The 20,286-nt window shown below is 33.6% G+C and carries 23 protein-coding genes and 1 riboswitch; of the genes, 21 read left to right on the top strand and 2 right to left on the bottom strand.

Annotated features, from left to right (window positions below; all coding sequences use genetic code 11):
• Nucleotides 1–160: 160 nt before the first annotated feature.
• Nucleotides 161–481 (bottom strand): thioredoxin family protein, encoded by a 321-nt coding sequence (locus tag RPL90_RS10715; protein WP_313549182.1) that lies wholly within the window; start codon nucleotides 479–481, stop codon nucleotides 161–163.
• Nucleotides 482–623: 142 nt separating this feature from the next.
• Here RPL90_RS10715 and RPL90_RS10710 point away from each other — a divergent pair, with 142 nt between their 5' ends.
• From RPL90_RS10710 to RPL90_RS10625, 18 genes are all read left to right on the top strand, one after another.
• A complete protein-coding gene (locus tag RPL90_RS10710; protein ID WP_313549180.1) occupies nucleotides 624–977 on the top strand; it encodes an arsenate reductase family protein in 354 nt (117 codons plus the stop codon).
• Between the two features lie 151 nt (nucleotides 978–1,128).
• A complete protein-coding gene (gcvH, locus tag RPL90_RS10705; RefSeq protein ID WP_313549178.1) occupies nucleotides 1,129–1,509 on the top strand; it encodes a glycine cleavage system protein GcvH in 381 nt (126 codons plus the stop codon).
• Nucleotides 1,510–1,683: 174 nt separating this feature from the next.
• The gene (locus RPL90_RS10700) at nucleotides 1,684–2,076 is read left to right on the top strand and encodes a toprim domain-containing protein (RefSeq protein WP_313549175.1); all 393 of its coding nucleotides are present in this window, start codon (nucleotides 1,684–1,686) and stop codon (nucleotides 2,074–2,076) included.
• Nucleotides 2,073–2,378: a thioredoxin family protein gene (locus RPL90_RS10695; RefSeq protein ID WP_313549171.1), complete on the top strand. Its 306-nt coding sequence runs from the start codon at nucleotides 2,073–2,075 to the stop codon at nucleotides 2,376–2,378. Before RPL90_RS10700 ends, RPL90_RS10695 begins: the two co-directional genes overlap by 4 nt.
• A 47-nt stretch (nucleotides 2,379–2,425) precedes the next feature.
• Nucleotides 2,426–2,534: riboswitch (SAM riboswitch) on the top strand.
• 81 nt (nucleotides 2,535–2,615) lie between these two features.
• Nucleotides 2,616–3,641 (top strand): methionine ABC transporter ATP-binding protein, encoded by a 1,026-nt coding sequence (locus tag RPL90_RS10690; protein ID WP_313549167.1) that lies wholly within the window; start codon nucleotides 2,616–2,618, stop codon nucleotides 3,639–3,641.
• The gene (locus RPL90_RS10685) at nucleotides 3,634–4,329 is read left to right on the top strand and encodes a methionine ABC transporter permease (RefSeq protein ID WP_313549163.1); all 696 of its coding nucleotides are present in this window, start codon (nucleotides 3,634–3,636) and stop codon (nucleotides 4,327–4,329) included. Before RPL90_RS10690 ends, RPL90_RS10685 begins: the two co-directional genes overlap by 8 nt.
• An 18-nt stretch (nucleotides 4,330–4,347) precedes the next feature.
• Nucleotides 4,348–5,157 (top strand): MetQ/NlpA family ABC transporter substrate-binding protein, encoded by an 810-nt coding sequence (locus tag RPL90_RS10680; protein WP_313549160.1) that lies wholly within the window; start codon nucleotides 4,348–4,350, stop codon nucleotides 5,155–5,157.
• 386 nt (nucleotides 5,158–5,543) lie between these two features.
• Nucleotides 5,544–6,305, top strand: a complete 762-nt coding sequence (gene sufC, locus RPL90_RS10675; protein ID WP_313549156.1) for a Fe-S cluster assembly ATPase SufC — start codon at nucleotides 5,544–5,546, stop codon at nucleotides 6,303–6,305.
• Nucleotides 6,306–6,399: 94 nt separating this feature from the next.
• Complete coding sequence (sufD, locus tag RPL90_RS10670; RefSeq protein ID WP_313549150.1) at nucleotides 6,400–7,707, top strand: Fe-S cluster assembly protein SufD; 1,308 nt, start codon at nucleotides 6,400–6,402, stop codon at nucleotides 7,705–7,707.
• A gap of 120 nt (nucleotides 7,708–7,827) precedes the next feature.
• Entirely contained in the window at nucleotides 7,828–9,066 is a 1,239-nt protein-coding gene (locus RPL90_RS10665) for a cysteine desulfurase (protein WP_313549146.1), read from the top strand.
• Nucleotides 9,056–9,505 carry a Fe-S cluster assembly sulfur transfer protein SufU gene (gene sufU / locus RPL90_RS10660; RefSeq protein WP_313549142.1) on the top strand — a complete coding sequence of 150 codons (450 nt, stop codon included), beginning with the start codon at nucleotides 9,056–9,058 and terminating at the stop codon, nucleotides 9,503–9,505. Before RPL90_RS10665 ends, sufU begins: the two co-directional genes overlap by 11 nt.
• A 198-nt stretch (nucleotides 9,506–9,703) precedes the next feature.
• A complete protein-coding gene (sufB, locus tag RPL90_RS10655) occupies nucleotides 9,704–11,101 on the top strand; it encodes a Fe-S cluster assembly protein SufB (RefSeq protein WP_048792649.1) in 1,398 nt (465 codons plus the stop codon).
• Nucleotides 11,102–11,408: 307 nt separating this feature from the next.
• Complete coding sequence (locus RPL90_RS10650) at nucleotides 11,409–12,422, top strand: hemolysin family protein (protein ID WP_313549135.1); 1,014 nt, start codon at nucleotides 11,409–11,411, stop codon at nucleotides 12,420–12,422.
• 23 nt (nucleotides 12,423–12,445) lie between these two features.
• Nucleotides 12,446–13,507, top strand: coding sequence for an NAD(P)H-dependent flavin oxidoreductase (locus RPL90_RS10645; RefSeq protein ID WP_313549132.1), 1,062 nt, complete (start codon nucleotides 12,446–12,448; stop codon nucleotides 13,505–13,507).
• Between the two features lie 153 nt (nucleotides 13,508–13,660).
• On the top strand, nucleotides 13,661–14,509 hold the full coding sequence (locus tag RPL90_RS10640; RefSeq protein WP_313549129.1) for a DUF72 domain-containing protein: 849 nt from the start codon (nucleotides 13,661–13,663) through the stop codon (nucleotides 14,507–14,509).
• Between the two features lie 68 nt (nucleotides 14,510–14,577).
• Nucleotides 14,578–15,897 carry a bifunctional metallophosphatase/5'-nucleotidase gene (locus RPL90_RS10635; protein WP_313549126.1) on the top strand — a complete coding sequence of 440 codons (1,320 nt, stop codon included), beginning with the start codon at nucleotides 14,578–14,580 and terminating at the stop codon, nucleotides 15,895–15,897.
• Nucleotides 15,898–15,979: 82 nt separating this feature from the next.
• Nucleotides 15,980–16,903 (top strand): lipoyl synthase, encoded by a 924-nt coding sequence (lipA, locus tag RPL90_RS10630; RefSeq protein ID WP_048792654.1) that lies wholly within the window; start codon nucleotides 15,980–15,982, stop codon nucleotides 16,901–16,903.
• Between the two features lie 182 nt (nucleotides 16,904–17,085).
• Complete coding sequence (locus tag RPL90_RS10625) at nucleotides 17,086–17,466, top strand: YutD family protein (RefSeq protein WP_313549120.1); 381 nt, start codon at nucleotides 17,086–17,088, stop codon at nucleotides 17,464–17,466.
• Between the two features lie 121 nt (nucleotides 17,467–17,587).
• Here the strand turns inward: RPL90_RS10625 and RPL90_RS10620 are convergent, their stop codons facing one another.
• Nucleotides 17,588–17,854, bottom strand: coding sequence for a DUF3055 domain-containing protein (locus RPL90_RS10620; protein ID WP_313549117.1), 267 nt, complete (start codon nucleotides 17,852–17,854; stop codon nucleotides 17,588–17,590).
• Nucleotides 17,855–17,967: 113 nt separating this feature from the next.
• Between RPL90_RS10620 and RPL90_RS10615 the strand changes: the two genes are divergently transcribed.
• Genes RPL90_RS10615 through RPL90_RS10605 form a run of 3 tightly spaced genes read left to right on the top strand, consistent with a single transcriptional unit; the run spans nucleotide 17,968 to nucleotide 20,157 of the window.
• Nucleotides 17,968–18,399 carry a DUF86 domain-containing protein gene (locus RPL90_RS10615; protein WP_313549111.1) on the top strand — a complete coding sequence of 144 codons (432 nt, stop codon included), beginning with the start codon at nucleotides 17,968–17,970 and terminating at the stop codon, nucleotides 18,397–18,399.
• A gap of 5 nt (nucleotides 18,400–18,404) precedes the next feature.
• Nucleotides 18,405–19,184: a TIGR01457 family HAD-type hydrolase gene (locus RPL90_RS10610; protein WP_313549106.1), complete on the top strand. Its 780-nt coding sequence runs from the start codon at nucleotides 18,405–18,407 to the stop codon at nucleotides 19,182–19,184.
• Between the two features lie 10 nt (nucleotides 19,185–19,194).
• Entirely contained in the window at nucleotides 19,195–20,157 is a 963-nt protein-coding gene (locus tag RPL90_RS10605; RefSeq protein WP_313549103.1) for a 2-hydroxyacid dehydrogenase, read from the top strand.
• Nucleotides 20,158–20,286 lie beyond the last annotated feature (129 nt).

Raw genomic sequence — 20,286 nt, 5'->3', positions numbered from 1 at the left:
GAATCAAATTGTCGAGTCTATACCTAATGAAGAATTCTACCAAAGTTTTCTTTTTCTATAAAATCAACTCATTTCTAACAGATTCAATCATTGAAATGAGTTATCGTTTATTATGAGCTAGGTTTTCTGTCCTAGACTTTTTATCTAATTAAAAGATGAATTAATTGAAAGTCTCAGCCAAAAAAGACTCAACTTGTTCTGGTGATTTCGCATTTGCTGAATGTAAATGAGCTAATTTTTCTCCATTTTTAAATACTAATAAACTAGGAATACCCATGACTTCATTATCTGCGGCAACATCTTCAAGTTCATCTCTATTTACTGTATACCAATTGTAATCGTTATATTTTTCTTGTATTGGATCAATCCACATATCCATTGCTTTACAATCAGGGCACCAGCCAGCTTCGAATTTAACAATTACTGGATTATCGCTATTTACAGTAGTGTTAAAATCTTCATTTGTTTTAATAGGTTGCATAATAACGCTCCTTTTTATAATTTATTACTTTTTATTATAACGAATAATTAATATTAATTAAAAACTTTAAGCTTAAAATTAAGAGCGTTTTTAATATAATTCTGCTATATTAGTGATAATAACGTATAGGAGGTACAGAAATATGATTAAATTTTACCAATATCCTAATTGTACTACTTGTAAAAAAGCTGCTAAATTTTTACAAGCATATGGTGTGAGTTACGAACCTATTGATATCGTTCAACACACGCCAACAAAAAGTGAATTTAAAGAAATCATTGAACGTACGGGCTTAGAAGTGAACAAATTATTTAATACACACGGCGCAAAATATCGTGAGTTAGAATTAAAAGATAAGTTGAGCTCAATGTCAGACAATGATAAGTTAGACTTGTTAGCTCAAAATGGTATGCTTGTTAAACGCCCATTGGCTATATCTGGAGATAAAGCCACAGTAGGTTTTAATGAAGAAGTTTATAAAGAAACTTGGTTGTAATTAATAGATGTCGAAATTAAGGTGTTTATATATTAGGCACTTTTTTTATCTCTACATGTCGTTTATTATTTTATTTTTATTATAAACAGTTGCCTTTAAGCATTGTCATATGGCATCATAAAAGTGTGAAATCATATAGGAGGGGATACTTGTGGCAGTACCGAGCGAATTAAAATATTCTAAAGATCATGAATGGGTTAAAATTGAGGGTAATACAGCAACAATTGGTATTACTGAATACGCACAAAACGAATTAGGAGATATCGTTTTTGTCGAATTACCAGAGGTTGATGATGAAATTAATGAAGGAGATACTTTTGGTAGCGTAGAATCAGTTAAAACCGTATCAGAATTATATGCACCTATTTCAGGTAAAGTCTTAGAATCAAATGAAGAATTAGAAGATAGCCCTGAATTCGTTAATGAATCACCCTACGAGAAAGCTTGGATGGTTAAAATAGAAATTACTGATGAAAGTCAATTAGACGGTTTATTATCAGCTGAACAATATTCAGAAATGATAGGCGAATAATTAAAAAGTTGAACTCCTTGATATATATATCTGGGAGTTTTTATTATTACTACAAAATTTATTAAAACTTAAGCATATTTTTGGCCGTATGATCATAATTCATGTTTAATGAGTGAATACATCGTGGAATAGTATAATAGCGTATAGATAATCGACTTTGAGAAGGTGGATGTCATGACTATATTAAATAATGTAATTGTCGTTGAAGGTAAATCAGATAAAATGCAAGTAAACAAAGTGCTTGATGAGCCTGTACAAATCATTTGCACTAACGGTACAATGAGTATTGATAAAATTGATAGTATGATAGATACACTTTACGATAAACAAGTATTCATCTTAGTTGATTCAGATGATGAAGGCGAAAAAATTCGTAGTTGGTTCAAAAGATATTTAAGTGAAAGTAAACATATAAAAGTAGATAAACAATATTGTGAAGTGGCAAGATGTCCAAAACAATATTTATCTAGATTATTAGAAAAAAATGGCTTTATAGTTAAAGACGAGGAACAGTTAGACAAAGCACAATTAGAGAATATAGCTGAGAGGGTAAGTTTGATAACATGAACGTAACAAAAGAGCAACGAGTTAATGTAGAAGAACATTTCAATGAAGAAAAGCACTTAATTTTTGGCTATACACCTACATGTGGTACGTGTAAAGTTTCAGAAAGAATGTTAGATATTGCGAACGACATTTTAAAATTACCACTCACTAAGATTGATTTGAATTTACATCCTGATTTTAGTCAGCAATATGAAATTCAGTCAGTGCCTGTTTTAATGGTGATGTCAAAAGGTTCGGAACTAAAAAGATTATACGCTTTTCAGTCCGTTCCTTATTTGTTAGAAAATTTAAAAAGTAATTGACGAAACATTAGTGTAATGGTAGGATTAAAAATAATTAAATTATGTAACTCTTATCGAGAGAGGTGGAGGGATGTGCCCTATGAAACCCGGCAACCGTCTAATTAATAGAAATGGTGCCAATTCACATAAAGTTAAACTAACTTTAAAAGATGAGAGAGGGTATATTGCTTTCTCTATTCTGGATAAGATAGAGGAAGCATTTTTTAATTTATCGAGCATATCAAGGAGGCAATCACAATGATTGAGTTAAATCAAATCGTCAAACGTTATAAGACGAAAAAGCAAGAAGTACTTGCTGTCGATCATGTTGATTTAAACATAGAAACTGGCTCAATTTTTGGCGTGATTGGTTTTTCAGGAGCGGGAAAAAGTACTTTAGTTAGACTTTTAAACAATTTAGAACAGCCAACATCAGGTGATGTCATTATTGATGGAGACAATATAGGACAATTGTCTAAATCGGCATTACGCCAAAAACGTCAAAAAGTAAGCATGATATTTCAACACTTTAATTTATTATGGTCTAGGACCGTATTAAACAATATTACGTTCCCTTTAGAGATTGCTGGCGTATCACGTCAACAAGCTAAAAAGAGAGCACAAGAATTAATCGAACTTGTTGGCTTACAAGGAAGAGAAAACGCCTATCCTGCGCAACTTTCAGGTGGACAGAAGCAGCGTGTAGGTATTGCACGTGCGCTTGCAAATGAGCCAACTGTATTACTTTGCGATGAGGCGACAAGTGCATTAGACCCTCAAACGACAGACGAAATTCTTGATTTACTGTTGAAAGTTAAAGAACAAAGCAATATAACTATCGTAATCATCACTCATGAAATGCATGTAATTCGTCGTATTTGCGATGAAGTTGCTGTAATGGAAAGTGGACGAGTGATTGAACAAGGAGCAGTTAATGATGTTTTTGAACACCCTAAACATCAAGTGACAAAACGTTTTGTTAAAGACGATTTGAATGATGATTTTGATGAATCTATCGATGACTTAGGTGCATTACAACCTGGAGATTACATAGTTAGATTAAATTTTGTAGGCAATAATACTACAGAACCCATCGTTTCATATATAACTAAAACGCATAATATTGATGTGAATATTTTAGAAGCAAATATTAAAAATAGTAAAAATGGATCAATTGGATTTTTAGTATTACATTTGCCAAATGTAGGTACTGATCAATTCGACACTTTCAAAGAAAACTTAGAGTCACAACAAGTATCAGTGGAGGTGTTACGTCATGGGTAAGTCATTTGGAGAAATTTTGCAAGAGATGATAACTATGCCAAATGTACAATGGCCTGAAGTTTGGCAAGCAACATACGAAACGTTATACATGACAGTGATTTCGACTATTTTTGCGTTTGTTTTCGGTATTATTTTAGGCGTACTATTATTTTTATCAGCGAGAAGTAAATCCAAAATTGCGCAAGTGTTTTATTCAATCGTGTCATTTGTCGTTAACTTATTTAGAGCAATTCCGTTCATTATTTTAATTTTGCTACTCATTCCTTTTACAAGCATAGTCTTAGGGACAATTAGTGGACCAACTGGTGCGTTGCCAGCATTAATTATAGGTTCAGCGCCATTCTATGCTAGATTAGTTGAAATTGCATTCAAAGAAATTGATAAGGGTGTTATTGAAGCGGCATGGTCTATGGGTGCCAATACTTGGACGATCGTAAGAAAGGTACTATTACCAGAAGCGATGCCAGCATTAGTTTCAGGTATTACCGTTACTGCAATTGCCTTAGTTGGATCAACTGCAATCGCAGGTGTCATTGGTGCAGGAGGATTAGGGAATTTAGCATATTTAACTGGATTTACGCGTAACCAAAATGATGTCATTTTAGTTTCAACAATTTTAATTTTAATCATAGTATTTATTATCCAATTCATTGGTGATTGGGCTACAAATAAAATCGATAAAAGGTAAGATGAAAGGGGACTTAACATGAAAAAGTTTTTAAGTTTAGCGTTAGTTGCAATTTTAGCAGTCGTATTAGCAGCTTGTGGTAAAGGCGGAGATGATAAAAAAATCACAGTAGGTGCATCTCCATCACCACATGCTGAAATTTTGGAAAAAGCGAAACCTTTATTAAAAGATAAAGGTTATGATTTACAAATTAAAACAATCAACGATTACACAACACCTAACAAATTGTTAGATAAAGGCGAAATCGACGCTAACTATTTCCAACACACACCATATTTAAATACTGAGAAAAAAGACAAGCACTATAAAATTGAATCAGCTGGAGATGTTCATTTAGAACCAATGGCTGTGTATTCTAAAAAATATAAAAGTTTAAAAGATTTACCAAAAGGCGCTACAGTTTATGTTTCAAATAACCCAGCTGAAGAAGGTCGTTTCATTAAATTCTTCCAAGATGCTGGATTAGTTAAAGTTAAAAAAGGCGTGAAAATTCAAGACGCTAAATTTAGCGATATTGTAGAAAACAAAAAAAATATTAAATTTAATAATAAACAATCAGCTGAGTACTTACCTAAGATTTATCAAAATCAAAAAGCGGATGCAGTAATTATCAACTCAAACTTTGCTATTGATCAAAAATTAAGCCCACGTAAAGATTCAATCGCTTTAGAAAAGTCTAAAGACAATCCTTATGCTAACTTAATTGCAGTTAAAGATGGTCATAAAGATGATAAGAAAGTTAAAGCTTTAATGGAAGTTTTACAATCTAAAGAAATCAAAGACTATATTAACAAGAAATATGACGGCGCAGTTGTACCAGCTAAATAATATAGAAATAAACACTCCCTTATCCTATGGAAAGGGAGTGTTTTGTAATATTTCACTACTATCAAATAGAGCGTTGCACATAAGAAAGTAAATGGTTATAGCACATGTTTCGTTGTCATAAATATTAAGTTGAAAGCTTAACTTAAAGAAGCGTTTAGCTATTGAGAACAAACGTTTAATCATTATCAGTTACTTTTAGAAAGTAAGTCTTAATAAAAATTGTTGCTTTATAATAATTATTATAAAATACCACGCCAAAAGGTTTATATTAGCTAGTAAGTGCGTTATAATTAGACGATGTAATACGTTTGCAGTTTTTTGACTGCAGATTAAAATTATTATAAACTAGTAAGGAAAACATATTATTTATTACGGAGGGAATATGTATGCCATCAACATTAGAGATCAAAGACCTACATGTGTCTATTGAAGATAAAGAAATTTTAAAAGGTGTTAATTTAACAATTAATACTGGTGAGATTCATGCAATTATGGGACCAAATGGTACGGGTAAATCAACATTATCATCTGCAATTATGGGGCACCCAAGTTTTGAAGTAACTCAAGGCGAAGTACTTTTAGACGGCGTAAACATTTTAGAACTTGAAGTTGACGAACGTGCAAAAGCTGGTTTGTTCCTAGCTATGCAATATCCTTCAGAAATCACAGGCGTTACAAATGCTGACTTCATGCGTTCTGCAATTAACGCTAAACGTGAAGAAGGAGAAGAAATCAATTTAATGCAATTTATCAAAAAATTAGATAAAGAAATGGATTTCTTAGACATTGACCAAGATATGGCTCAACGTTATTTAAATGAAGGTTTCTCTGGCGGTGAGAAAAAACGTAACGAAATTCTTCAATTATTAATGTTAGAACCAAAATTCGCTATCTTAGACGAAATCGACTCTGGTTTAGACATCGATGCGTTAAAAGTAGTATCTAAAGGTATTAATGAAATGCGTGGAGATGAGTTTGGTTCATTAATCATCACGCACTATCAACGTTTATTAAACTACATTACACCTGATAAAGTACACGTAATGTTCGGCGGAAAAGTCGTTAAATCAGGCGGACCAGAATTAGCTAAGCGTTTAGAAGAAGAAGGTTACGAATGGGTTAAAGAAGAGTTCGGTGCTACAGAATAAGTCTCAACTCATATTAATTTGTATAACTGATTTTTACTAGTCAGTATATCCAAATCAAGGCAACAACTAATCATCTTAATGGGAGGAAAATAGTATGACGACTGAAACTTTGAACATTTCTGAAGCGCAACTTGTTGAATATTCACAAGCCCATAATGAACCTTCGTGGATGACGGAATTACGTAGAGAAGCGTTAAAACTAACTGAAACTTTAGAAATGCCAAAACCAGATAAAACTAAAATAAATAGATGGGATTTTGACTCATTTAAACAATTTGAAACAACAGGTGAAACGTATGACGATTTAGATGCGCTACCTGAAGAAGTAAGCGCAATTATCGATGTTGATAAATCAGAAAACTTGATTATCCAACATAATAATTCATTAGCTTTTACACGTGTTTCTCAATCAGCTAAAAAAGATGGCGTAATTGTAGAAGGCTTATCAGAAGCTCTAGTTAACCATCCTGATTTAGTACAAAAATATTATATGAAAGACGCGGTTTCTGTTGATGAACATCGTATTACTGCTTTACACACAGCACTAACGAATGGTGGGGTCTTCGTCTATGTACCTAAAAACGTAGTCGTAGAACATCCAATTCAATATGTCGTATTACACGATGATGAAAATGCTAGTTTTTATAACCACGTAATCATTGCTACTGAACAAAGTGCTGAAGTAACTTACGTTGAAAACTATCTTTCAACTGCAAGTGGTGAAGGAAACCAGCTTAATATTGTATCAGAAGTAATTGCAGGACCTAACTCAAATATTACTTACGGTTCAGTGGACTATTTAGATAAAGGCTTTACTGGTCATATTATTCGCAGAGGTACTGCAGATGCAGATGCTACGATTAATTGGGCATTAGGCTTAATGAACGAAGGTAGTCAAATTATTGATAATACTACTAACTTAGTAGGTGACCGTTCAACAAGTGAATTAAAATCAGTAGTTGTAGGTACTGGTGATCAAAAAGTAAACCTTACTTCTAAAATTGTTCAATATGGTAAAGAAACAGACGGTTATATTTTAAAACATGGTGTTATGCGTGAAAATGCCTCATCAGTATTTAATGGTATTGGTTACATCAAGCACGGTGGTACAAAATCAATCGCGAACCAAGAATCTCGTGTTTTAATGTTATCTGAAAATGCACGTGGCGATGCTAACCCTATCTTATTAATCGACGAAGATGATGTTGAAGCAGGACATGCTGCATCAGTTGGTCGTGTTGACCCAGAACAACTTTATTATCTAATGAGTCGCGGTATCTCACAAAGGGAAGCCGAAAGACTTGTTATTCACGGTTTCTTAGACCCTGTAGTTAGAGAGTTACCTATTGAAGATGTTAAACGTCAATTACGTGAAGTAATCGAATTAAAAGTAAACAAGTAATAAGCCTTAGCACAGTCACCTTATGAAAAAGTGATTGATATAAAATGTATGAAGTACATGTTAGTAACTTCAACTAAGGTCTAATCAGAGATTCTTAATTAAGAAAGGTCTGTGGGTAATGTGACCGAATCATTAAATGTACAAGAAATTATTAAAGACTTTCCAATTTTAAACCAACAGGTTAATGGGAATCGTCTCGCTTATTTAGATACTACAGCAACAAGTCAAACACCCGTTCAAGTGTTAAACGTACTTGACGATTATTATAAAAAGTATAATTCTAACGTTCATCGTGGTGTACACACATTAGGTTCATTAGCTACTGATGCATATGAAGGTGCACGAGAAACGGTTAGACGTTTTATAAATGCACGTTACTTTGAAGAAATTATCTTCACACGTGGTACAACGGCATCAATAAATGTAGTTGCACGTAGTTACGGTGATGCTAATTTACAACCTGGAGATGAAATTGTTGTTACCGAAATGGAACATCATGCCAATATCGTCCCATGGCAACAATTAGCTAAACGTACTAATGCTAAACTTAAATTTATTCCGATGACAGCTGATGGCGAACTAGATATCGAAGATGTTAAAGCAACAATCAATGATAATACTAAAATTGTAGCTATCGCTCACGTATCAAACGTATTAGGTACGATTAACGATGTTAAAGCAATAGCTGAAGTAGCACATGAACATGGTGCTGTTATAAGTGTTGATGGCGCACAAGCTGCACCTCATTCTGCTTTAGATATGCAAGATTTAGATGTCGACTTTTATAGTTTTAGTGGCCATAAGATGCTTGGACCGACAGGAATAGGTGTTTTATATGGTAAACGAAATTTATTACAAGAAATGGAACCTGTTGAATTTGGAGGAGACATGATTGACTTCGTAAGTAATTACGACGCAACATGGTCAGACCTACCAACTAAATTTGAAGCAGGTACACCATTAATTGCACAAGCTATTGGTCTTGGCGAAGCGATAAAGTATCTAGAAAATTTAGGTTTCGATGCAATTCATGAGCACGAAAAACAATTAACTGAGTATGCTTATGAACAAATGTCTACTGTTGATGGTATAGAAATATATGGACCGCCAAAAGATCGTCGTGCTGGAGTAATTACTTTTAATATTAAAGATATTCATCCACACGATGTAGCTACAGCTGTTGATACTGAAGGCGTAGCTGTACGTGCGGGTCACCATTGTGCGCAACCATTAATGAAATGGTTAAACCAATCATCAACTGCACGCGCTAGTTTTTATATTTACAACACGACTGAAGATATTGATCAATTAGTTGAAGCGTTGAAGCAAACGAAGGAGTTTTTCTCATATGAATTTTAATAATTTAGATCAATTATATCGTTCAGTCATTATGGATCATTATAAAAACCCTAGAAATAAAGGGAAATTAAATAATGGTACGATGACTGTAGATATGAACAATCCAACATGTGGGGATCGTATTAATTTAACGTTTGATATCGAAGATAATGTAATTAAAGACGCTAAATTCGATGGAGAAGGCTGTTCTATTTCTATGTCTAGTGCTTCAATGATGACGGAATCAATTAAAGGCCATACTTTAGCAGAAGCTATGGAAATGAGCCAACAATTCACTAAGATGATGCTTGGTGAAGATTACGACATTACTGAAGATATGGGTGACATTGAAGCGCTACAAGGTGTTTCACAATTCCCTGCACGTATTAAATGTGCAACATTAGCGTGGAAAGCATTAGAAAAAGGCACAGTTGAAAAAGAAGGTAAAACAGAAGAATAATCATTGTAATACGTTGACAAAGTGTAATATGCCATTCAAACTAGAATAAACAACATGAATACGCTAAAGTGATTAAACTAGCAAATGTTTAATGTAACTTGATAGTGGCATAAATGAATATACCATGCAACGTGTTACAATCTTATAGAAATATAACTCGCACGATGAGGTTTTAAATATATAAAAGGAGTGATTAACATGGCTAAGAAAGCACCTGATGTTGGAGATTACAAATATGGTTTCCACGAAGAAGATGTTTCCATTTTCAGATCAGAACGAGGTTTAACAGAAAACATCGTTAAAGAAATTTCCAATATGAAAGAAGAGCCAGAATGGATGCTTGATTTCAGACTTAAAGCATTGAAGTATTTTTACAAAATGCCGATGCCACAGTGGGGTGGAGATTTATCTGAATTAGACTTCGATGATATTACGTATTATGTAAAACCATCTGAACACGCTGAACGTTCATGGGATGAAGTTCCAGAAGAAATTAAACGTACATTTGATAAATTAGGTATTCCAGAAGCAGAACAAAAATACCTTGCAGGTGTATCTGCGCAATATGAATCTGAAGTTGTTTACCATAATATGGAAAAAGAACTTGAAGAAAAAGGTATTATCTTTAAAGATACAGATAGTGCTTTAAGAGAAAATGAAGAATTATTCAAAGAGTATTTTGCTTCAGTAGTACCTGCTGCTGACAATAAGTTTTCTGCATTAAACTCAGCTGTATGGTCTGGTGGTTCATTTATTTATGTTCCTAAAAACATTAAATTAGACACACCATTACAAGCATATTTCCGTATTAACTCAGAAAATATGGGTCAATTCGAACGTACGCTAATTATTGCTGACGAAGGCGCTTCAGTCAACTACGTAGAAGGCTGTACTGCACCAGTTTACACAACAAGTTCATTACACTCAGCGGTCGTTGAAATTATTGTTCATAAAGATGCTCACGTGCGTTATACTACAATTCAAAACTGGGCTAATAACGTTTATAACTTAGTTACTAAACGTACATTAGTTTATGAGAATGGTAATATGGAATGGGTAGACGGTAACTTAGGTTCTAAATTAACAATGAAATACCCTAACTGTGTGCTTATGGGTGAAGGCGCTAAAGGTAGTACTTTATCAATTGCCTTTGCAGGTAAAGGTCAAGTACAAGATGCCGGCGCGAAAATGATTCACAAAGCACCAAATACGTCTTCAACAATTGTTTCAAAATCTATTTCTAAAGATGGCGGAAAAGTTGTTTATCGTGGTATCGTTCACTTCGGACGTAAAGCGAAAGGTGCACGTTCAAATATTGAATGTGATACGTTGATTTTAGATAATGAATCAACTTCAGATACTATTCCTTACAACGAAGTATTTAACGACAACATCTCATTAGAGCACGAAGCGAAAGTGTCTAAAGTGTCTGAAGAACAGTTATTCTATCTAATGAGCCGTGGTATTTCAGAAGAAGAAGCGACAGAAATGATCGTAATGGGCTTCATTGAACCATTTACGAAAGAACTACCAATGGAATATGCAGTTGAAATGAACCGTCTAATCAAATTCGAAATGGAAGGTTCAATCGGTTAATAAATCGAGCTGAATGTTTATTGATAATATGAAGAGGTGCCTCTGGGGCGCCTCTTTTTTATCGTTATAGCAATTGAACAATGTGCAAATTTCAATATGAGAACATAAATCAATTTTGCTTTATGCCATGTTATGTTTAACAATGAGTATAGCTATCGTGTTAAACTATGTAGTGTACAAATACATTCTTATGAAGAACAATGTGTGTTAGAATGAATTTATTTCATCAATAAAGTAGTTTTTAGTCAAAGTCTTAGGGAATAAGAATTCAAACAGCAAATAAAACGTAACGAAGGGGATATGCTTTTTGGTTATATCGATAATCATTTTATTGTTTGCCTCGTTTTTCTTTTCAAGTAGTGAAACAGCATTGACTGCTATAAACAAAATTAAATTAAGTGAAGAAGCACAACAAGGAAATAAAAAAGCACAAAAATTATTAGATTTTTTACATAAACCCAGTGATTTTATCACGACAATTTTAGTGTGCAACACAATAGCGAATCTATTAATTTTAACGCTAATGACTATTGTCGCAATTAATCATAACTTAAATATTATTGGGACAATTATACTGTCAATTATCGTAGTTATACTAATAGGTGAAGTCTTTCCGAAATCTATTGCGGCATCAATACCGAATGCTGTCGGCCGATTTAATTATGGTCCACTAAAATTAATAACGATGGTTTTTAAACCGATCACGATGATTCTAAATGGATTAACGGATAGTATACACCACGCATTAACAAAAAATCAGGAAAATGATCAAAAATATTCTAAAGAAGAAATACGACAACTTGTAACAATCGCTGGTAGCGAAGGTGCATTTAATGAGATGGAGAGCAAACGTATTCAAGGTGTTATGGATTTTGATAAATTAAAAATCAATGATGTTAATACTACCCCAAGAATCAATGTAACTGCATTTTCGGACGATGCGAGCTATAAAGAAGTATATGAAACGGTAAAATCCAACCCATATACTAGGTACCCAGTTTACGAAGGCGACATTGATAATATAGTTGGGGTCTTTCATTCTAAGTATTTATTAGCGTGGAATCATGAACAAGATAAATCCATTATTGATTATACCTCCGTGCCATTATTTGTTAACGAGCATAATAAAGCTGAGTGGGTATTAAGAAAAATGACCGTAACACGTAAACATTTAGCAATTGTACTAGATGAATATGGTGGAACGGATGGTATCGTTTCTCATGAGGATTTAATTGAGGAAATGCTTGGCATGGAAATTGAAGATGAAATGGACGAAGAAGAAGAAGAAAAATTATCTTCAAACATAAAGAAAAATAATTAGCCATTGATCGTGAGGTGTTAAAGATGCAATTATCAACACAACTTACCAAACGTTTAAATATAGATTATCCAATAATTCAAGCAGGTATGGCTGGGAGTACAACGCCAGAATTAGTCGCTGCGGTATGTAATGCAGGTGGTTTAGGTATGATCGGTGCCGGTTACTTTGATGGTGAAAAACTGGAAAGTGAAATTGATGCTGTAAATGACTTAACGACTAAACCTTTTGCAGTGAATTTATTCGTTCCAAGTAATAATGAAATAGATAATGGACTCATAGAACATATGCAAGCTTGGCTTAAACCTTATCGCAAGGCGTTTAATTTAGAAGAACCCGTTGTGAATATCACTGAACAACAACAATTTGAACGTGCCATAGACATTATAATTAATAAGCAAGTTCCTATTGTCGCTTTTACTTTTGGTATTCCAGATCAAGGGACTATTGCCAAATTAAAAGCACATGACATTACTTTATTAGGGACTGCTACATCGGTTGACGAAGCCAAAGCTAACGAAGATGCAGGTATTGATATTGTCGTTGCACAGGGTAGTGAAGCGGGTGGTCATCGCGGGTCGTTTATAGACACGAGCCATAATGGCGCCCTCGTAGGTACGATGTCATTAGTACCACAAATTGTCGATAATATTTCTATACCCGTAGTTGCTGCTGGTGGCATTATGGATGGCAGAGGTTTAATTGCGAGTATGGCATTAGGCGCGCAAGCCGTACAGATGGGTACAGCGTTTTTGACTACATTAGAAAGTGGTGCCAATAACGTTTTACGCAACGCTATTTTGAATAGTAAAGAAACAGATACGGTAGTTACACCTGTGTTTAGTGGTAAGCCGGCTCGTGGTATAGATAATGAATTTATTCATGAAATGAATAATTATGACGACGCCATTCCGAGTTATCCTATACAAAATCAGCTAACAAATGCTATTCGGAAGGCTGCCGTGCAAAAAGGCGATGCCGATATGACGCATTTATGGAGTGGACAAAGTCCAAGACTCGCTCAAGCAGTTAGTGTTGATGACTTAATGCAACACATCCTTGAGCAATCAAAAAAAGTATTACAATAATAATTGGATAAGCACCATTACATTGAAAGATAGTTTTTAGCTGAAAATTATGCATTAGTGTAGTGGTGCTTTTTATATATGAAAAGCGAGTTATTAAGCTTAAACAAGTGAATGAATTATTATATGTATGGTATTATGTAGTCGGTGATATGAATGATAAATATTGGACTCACTGGTTGGGGTGATCATGATACATTATATGAAGATCTACAACGGAAATCAGATAAGCTAAAAAAATATGCGAGTCATTTTCCAATTGTCGAACTTGATGCATCATATTATGCCATTCAACCAGAAAGAAATATTTTAAAATGGATTAAAGAAACACCCGAAAAATTTAAATTCATAGTAAAAATACATCAAGCACTAACTTTACATGCAGACTATAAAGAGTACGCAGATTCTAGGCAAGAATTAATAGACCAATTTAAACTAATGTTACAACCATTAAAGCAAGAAAACAAATTAGCGATGGTATTAGTTCAATTTCCACCATGGTTTGATTGTACTGCTCAGAATATTACATACATTAGGTTCATTAGAGAACAATTAAAGGCATTTCCTATTTGCGTTGAATTCCGACATCAATCTTGGTTTTCTGATGATTTTAAAGAACAAACATTGTCATTTTTAACAGAGCAAAATATTATCCATTCTGTATGTGATGAACCTCAAGTAGGACAAGGTTCTATACCATTAGTGAACAGAATTACTAATAGCGTTGCATTTGTGAGATACCATGGACGTAATACGCATGGTTGGACCAAACAAGACATGACAGATGAAAAGTGGCGTGATGTACGTTATTTATATAATTATAGCCAAGAAGAATTAACTAATTTAGCAAATAAAGTAAAAGTGTTGGATCAAAAAGCTAGCGAAGTTTACGTTGTGTTTAACAATAATTCTGGAGGACACGCAGCGAACAACGCTAAATCATATCAGACCATATTAGGTATAGATTATGATGGTTTGGCACCGCAACAATTACGTTTATTTTAGTGAAGTATTATAGAGCATTATCTGAAGTTTAAATTTGTAACTTTGTAAGTTATCAGGAGAGGATATAGATGCAATTAACTATTTATCATACAAATGATATACATAGTCATCTACACGAATATTCAAGAATTTCTGCGTATTTAGCTGATGTAAGACCACAATTAACACACCCCTCTCTGTACTTAGATATTGGAGATCACGTAGATTTATCGGCACCGGTGACTGAAGCAACGATGGGGATTAAAAACGTAGATTTATTAAATGAAGCACATTGCGATATAGCAACAATTGGTAACAATGAAGGCATGACAATATCACACGAGGCACTGAATAATTTATATAATGACGCACATTTTGCAGTGACATGTGCTAATGTTTTTGATAAAGAGGGAAATTTACCACATAATATTTCGTCATCTTATATAAAGACTATCGATGGCGTACGTATATTATTTGTGGCTGCTACTGCACCGTTTACGCCGTTTTATAGAGCATTAGATTGGGTTGTAACAAATCCGTTAGAAGCCATTAAAGATGAAATTCATGCCAATAAAGGTCAATATGATGTATTGATCATTATGAGTCATGTCGGTGTCTTTTTTGATGAAAAATTATGCCAAGAAATGCCTGAGATAGATGTGATCTTAGGAAGTCATACACATCATTATTTTGAAAATGGCGAAGTCAATAATGGTGTATTAATGGCAGCGGCAGGAAAGTATGGTAACTATTTAGGCGAAGTAACTTTAGAAATAAACAACAGCAAAGTAACGTCCAAAAAAGCTACGATTCATCCTCTCGAGACGTTACCTGAAACAGAAACACATTTTGCCGAAGAAGGGCAAGTATTAATGGATGAGCCTGTTACAGATAGACCTGTATCTCTACCACGAGAAACAAACTTCATTAGTGAAACAGCATATTTGCTTGCAGAAAGTTTACAATATTTTACTGGTGCAGATTGTACGATAATCAATGCAGGATTAATCGTAAATGCAATAGACGATAAGATCGTTACAGAATATGACATCCATCAAATGTTACCGCATCCAATTAATGCAGTTAGAATTAAACTTTCAGGTAAAGTGTTAAAAGAAGTTGTATTTAAAAGTCAAAAACAAGAATATATTAACGTGCAAGCACAAGGTTTAGGATTTAGAGGAAATATCTTTGGTGGATATATCCTATATAACGTTGGTTTCATTGAATCTGAAAATCGCTATTTTATCGCTGACGAAGAAATTATTGATGACCATACTTATACGTTAGGGACTGTTGATATGTATACATTTGGAAGATATTTTCCAATGTTAAAAGATCAACAAATAGAATACTTGATGCCGGACTTTTTAAGAGATATATTTAAGAAGAAATTGTTACAATATTAATTTATGCCTCAATTACGTTTTAATTTGGTGTAAAGTTAGTTATAATAGTTAGAGATATTTATACAGGAGGGTAAGCGTTGTTATGGCTACTAAAAATGAAGAAATATTACGTAAACCAGATTGGTTAAAAATAAAGCTTAACACGAATGAAAATTACACTGGCCTCAAGAAAATGATGCGTGAAAAGAACTTACATACAGTTTGTGAAGAAGCAAAGTGTCCAAATATACATGAATGTTGGGGTGAACGTCGAACTGCAACATTTATGATTTTAGGTGCGGTTTGTACCCGTGCTTGTAGATTCTGTGCTGTTAAAACAGGATTACCGAACGAATTAGATTTAGGTGAACCCGAAAGAGTTGCTGAATCAGTAGAATTAATGAACTTAAAACACGTAGTTATCACAGCAGTAGCAAGAGATGACCTAAGAGATGCGGGTTCAAACGTATATGCTGAAACAGTACGTAAAGTACGTGCCCGCAACCCTTATACAACGATTGAAATATTACCTTCAGATATGGGGGGAGATTACGAAGCTTTAGAAACATTAATGGCTTCTAAACCAGATATTTTAAACCACAATATAGAAACAGTACGTCGCTTAACGCCAAGAGTTCGTGCACGTGCCACTTATGATAGAACTTTAGAATTTTTAAGACGTTCAAAAGAATTACAACCAGAAATACCTACAAAATCTAGCTTTATGGTAGGTCTAGGCGAAACTTACGAAGAAATTTATGAAACAATGGATGATTTACGTGCCAATGACGTAGATATTTTAACCATCGGTCAATATTTACAACCATCACGTAAACACTTAAAAGTTGAAAAATACTATACACCATTAGAATTTGGTAAATTACGTAAAATTGCTATGGATAAAGGCTTTAAACACTGTCAAGCCGGCCCACTTGTAAGAAGTTCATATCACGCAGATGAACAAGTAAACGAAGCGGCTAAAGAAAAACAACGTCTTGGTGAAGCCCAACTAAACGCAGAACAATAATTAAATAGGATTTAATTTTAGACTTAGTTTACACGTATGTATCTTTGACATATGGTGGACTAAGTCTTTATAGTAACAAATTAAAATAATTAGTTACTGTCTAACCTGTGACAATATGTCTTATCAATAGCCAGCTAATGTTGTAACATATTTGAGCTAATATAAAATCAAGGTGAAATATAATGATAAAAGTAAATGATCAGTTTTTTGAACTAATTGAAGAATATAGAGAGTGTTTTGATGAAGAAAAATTTGTTGGGCGCTATTCTGATATTTTAGATAAATACGACTTTGTAGTAGGTGATTTCGGCTATGACCAGCTTCGCCTAAAAGGTTTCTACAAAGATTCCAATAAAAAAGCTGAGTTAAGTAAACGTTTCTCAACAATTCAAGATTACTTGCTAGAGTATTGTAACTTTGGGTGCCCATATTTTATTGCTCAAAATGTGACAGCCGAAGTAACGAAAAATAATACGTCAGAGCAAACATCTGTAGAAGAAACTCCGGAAGATAAATTAAAAGATGTTAAAATTCAACCTACAATTCAAAATACTGAAGAATAACTAATACTTTCATAGAGAGATTAAGAAATATTATTAGTTTATATTTTAAAAAGGCAATTTCTATCAACATCAAATAGAAATTGCCTTTTGTTTGCATTTAAATGCATTACTTAATTAATTTTTACTGAATCTTTTCTGATAAAAAGGCATTTAATTCATTACCTTCGTCTTCATTGACACCTAGTATGTAAGCAATATAGCCTTCTTCTTCTAAATCATCTGTTCCTATAATGCCAAATTTATTCGTTTGCATATTTAATACTATGGTTTTACCAAAATGACGATCGGTTTGCACTAGCATCAAATCATAACGACTTTCTTCGCCAACAAACCCAACAAATTGCACTTGTGCAGACTCGTCATCATCATATAAATACATATCTATCATAAAACGACCTTCTTTCTATATTTTATTTTTGCAAATCTTTAGTTCTCAGTATAACCAGTAATGAATTTAACTTCAAAATTGTGATATTATTGAAGTATTGAGAGGTGACGGTTATGTACTTTGTAAATAAAGAACAATTAAATGCGAAATTAAATTATATTCAACAATTAACCGAGGATTATGAAAATAATAAAGGCAATACATATGCATTTGAACGTATTGCTCAAATGCTAATTGAATCATCTGTGGATATTGGTAACATGATTATTGATGGATTTATTTTAAGAGATCCAGGTAATTATAAAGATGTTATTGATATTTTAGCTTTGGAAAAAGTGATTTCAACCGCAACACAAGAACAAATTAATCAAACGATTGATGTAAGAAAACAATTTGTTCATTTTTATGATCAACTTGAAGATAATAATTTAATGCCTCTGTTTGATCAAGCAATGCCTTATTATCAACAGTTTATTGCAGAAGTAATAAACTTTTTAAAAAGTGAAAACGTACCAGTGACAGCATTCGGAGATAAAGGAGAATAACTTAAATGAAGCAGTATAGCGCGTATTTATTAGATTTGGATGGCACAATGTATAAAGGCGATGACGTTATTGACGGTGCAGTCGAATTTATAGATTACTTAAGTAAACGTAATATTCCTTATTTATTCGTCACTAATAATTCATCAAAAGAACCTATTGAAGTAGCCGAAAGACTTAATAGATTAGGCATAAAGGCTACAGCTGATGATATTATTACTTCAGCAGTTGCTACGGCGGATTACATTTCTAACGAACAACAAGATGCAACGGTATATATGGTTGGTGGCAACGGTTTAAAAACTGCACTAAATAATAAAGGGTTACAGCTTAAAGATGATGAATTTGTCGATTATGTTGTGATAGGTCTTGATGAAGCTATCACTTATGAAAAATTAGGCACTGCGACATTAGGGGTACGCAACGGAGCCAAATTTATATCAACAAATAAAGACGTTTCTATACCGAAAGAAAGAGGTTTTATGCCTGGAAACGGTGCTTTAACTAGTGTAGTATCAGTTTCAACAGGACAAGAACCCGTATTTATTGGCAAACCAGAACCAGTAATAATGAATATGGCCTTGGCTGTGCTAGATCTTCCTAAAGATGAAGTAGCAATGGTAGGCGATTTATATGATACAGATATTTTATCAGGTATTAACGTAAATATTGATACGATTCACGTACAAACAGGGGTAACAACATTAGAAGAAATTGAACAAAAAGAGCAACCACCAACGTACTCTTTTAAAGATTTAAACGAAGTTATAGTCGAATTAGAAAGGTAGGTCGATTGGGATGGGTAAAATTATTGTTACAAGAAAAGTACCAGAAAAATTTATTGAGCAGTTAGAAGCGATTGATACAGTTGAACTTTGGGATGATGCGTATACGCCTATGCCAAGAGATAAGTTTTTAAAAGCTTTGTCAGAGGCGACCGCATGTTTTATAACTTTATCAGAGCAAATTGATGAAGAAGCTTTAAACGCTGCCCCAAATTTGAAAATTATAGCAAATATGGCGGTGGGCTTTGATAATATAGATGTACAATTAGCTCACGATCATAATATTGTTGTTACGAATACGCCTGACGTCTTAACTGAGACGACAGCTGAATTAGGCGTGTCATTAACGTTAAGTGTAGCGCGTCGAATTGTTGAAGCAGAACGTTTTGTACAAGATGGTCAATGGCAAAGTTGGAGCCCATATTTATTAGCAGGCAAAGATTTATATAGAGCTAAAGTTGGTATTTTTGGTATGGGTGATATTGGTAAAGCAGTAGCCCGTAGGTTAAAAGGTTTTGAAGCCAATATTATGTACCACAATCGTTCTAGACATATTGATGCTGAAGAAGAATTAGGTGCATTGTACGTTTCGTTTGATACGTTACTAAAAAATAGTGACTTTATTATATCTACAGCACCACTTACCGAAGAAACAAAAGATATATTTGATAAACAAGCATTTGAAAAAATGAAAAAAGAAGCAGTATTTATTAATATTGGTAGAGGTGCCGTTGTTGATGAAGATGCACTTATTCATGCACTAAATGAAGGGCAGATATGGGCCTGTGGACTTGACGTCTTAAGGGAAGAGCCAATTGATATGGCCAACCCATTATTAAATATGAAAAATGCTGTCATCGTACCACATATTGGTAGTGCATCTATTGTAACTAGAGATCGTATGATTCAATTATGTATAGATAATATTAAATTAGTATTAGCCGGACAAGCACCATTAACACCGGTTAGAAAATAATCAATAAAAAAATATAAAGTAAAGCAGCTCAACATATGTAGTTGGGCTGCTTATTTATTTTGGGTCATAATTTTACAAATTTTACAAGAATGTTACAACCTGAGACTGAGTTTTTTTATAATAAAATTT

This window comes from Staphylococcus kloosii (assembly GCF_032139365.1).
Lineage (GTDB): Bacteria > Bacillota > Bacilli > Staphylococcales > Staphylococcaceae > Staphylococcus > Staphylococcus kloosii_A.
Note: the sequence above shows the minus strand (reverse complement) of the source record. Positions and strands in the feature narration are given on the sequence as shown.

Excerpts from the sequence above, each read along its gene's own strand:
- RPL90_RS10715 (WP_313549182.1), bottom strand. The coding sequence starts at position 481 with ATGCAACCTATTAAAACAAATGAAGATTTTAACACTACTGTAAATAGC.
- RPL90_RS10710 (WP_313549180.1), top strand. The coding sequence starts at position 624 with ATGATTAAATTTTACCAATATCCTAATTGTACTACTTGTAAAAAAGCT.
- RPL90_RS10700 (WP_313549175.1), top strand. The coding sequence starts at position 1,684 with ATGACTATATTAAATAATGTAATTGTCGTTGAAGGTAAATCAGATAAA.
- RPL90_RS10695 (WP_313549171.1), top strand. The coding sequence starts at position 2,073 with ATGAACGTAACAAAAGAGCAACGAGTTAATGTAGAAGAACATTTCAAT.
- RPL90_RS10690 (WP_313549167.1), top strand. The coding sequence starts at position 2,616 with ATGATTGAGTTAAATCAAATCGTCAAACGTTATAAGACGAAAAAGCAA.
- RPL90_RS10685 (WP_313549163.1), top strand. The coding sequence starts at position 3,634 with ATGGGTAAGTCATTTGGAGAAATTTTGCAAGAGATGATAACTATGCCA.
- RPL90_RS10680 (WP_313549160.1), top strand. The coding sequence starts at position 4,348 with ATGAAAAAGTTTTTAAGTTTAGCGTTAGTTGCAATTTTAGCAGTCGTA.
- sufC (WP_313549156.1), top strand. The coding sequence starts at position 5,544 with ATGCCATCAACATTAGAGATCAAAGACCTACATGTGTCTATTGAAGAT.
- sufD (WP_313549150.1), top strand. The coding sequence starts at position 6,400 with ATGACGACTGAAACTTTGAACATTTCTGAAGCGCAACTTGTTGAATAT.
- sufU (WP_313549142.1), top strand. The coding sequence starts at position 9,056 with ATGAATTTTAATAATTTAGATCAATTATATCGTTCAGTCATTATGGAT.
- sufB (WP_048792649.1), top strand. The coding sequence starts at position 9,704 with ATGGCTAAGAAAGCACCTGATGTTGGAGATTACAAATATGGTTTCCAC.
- RPL90_RS10645 (WP_313549132.1), top strand. The coding sequence starts at position 12,446 with ATGCAATTATCAACACAACTTACCAAACGTTTAAATATAGATTATCCA.
- RPL90_RS10640 (WP_313549129.1), top strand. The coding sequence starts at position 13,661 with ATGATAAATATTGGACTCACTGGTTGGGGTGATCATGATACATTATAT.
- RPL90_RS10635 (WP_313549126.1), top strand. The coding sequence starts at position 14,578 with ATGCAATTAACTATTTATCATACAAATGATATACATAGTCATCTACAC.
- lipA (WP_048792654.1), top strand. The coding sequence starts at position 15,980 with ATGGCTACTAAAAATGAAGAAATATTACGTAAACCAGATTGGTTAAAA.
- RPL90_RS10625 (WP_313549120.1), top strand. The coding sequence starts at position 17,086 with ATGATAAAAGTAAATGATCAGTTTTTTGAACTAATTGAAGAATATAGA.
- RPL90_RS10620 (WP_313549117.1), bottom strand. The coding sequence starts at position 17,854 with ATGATAGATATGTATTTATATGATGATGACGAGTCTGCACAAGTGCAA.
- RPL90_RS10615 (WP_313549111.1), top strand. The coding sequence starts at position 17,968 with ATGTACTTTGTAAATAAAGAACAATTAAATGCGAAATTAAATTATATT.
- RPL90_RS10610 (WP_313549106.1), top strand. The coding sequence starts at position 18,405 with ATGAAGCAGTATAGCGCGTATTTATTAGATTTGGATGGCACAATGTAT.
- RPL90_RS10605 (WP_313549103.1), top strand. The coding sequence starts at position 19,195 with ATGGGTAAAATTATTGTTACAAGAAAAGTACCAGAAAAATTTATTGAG.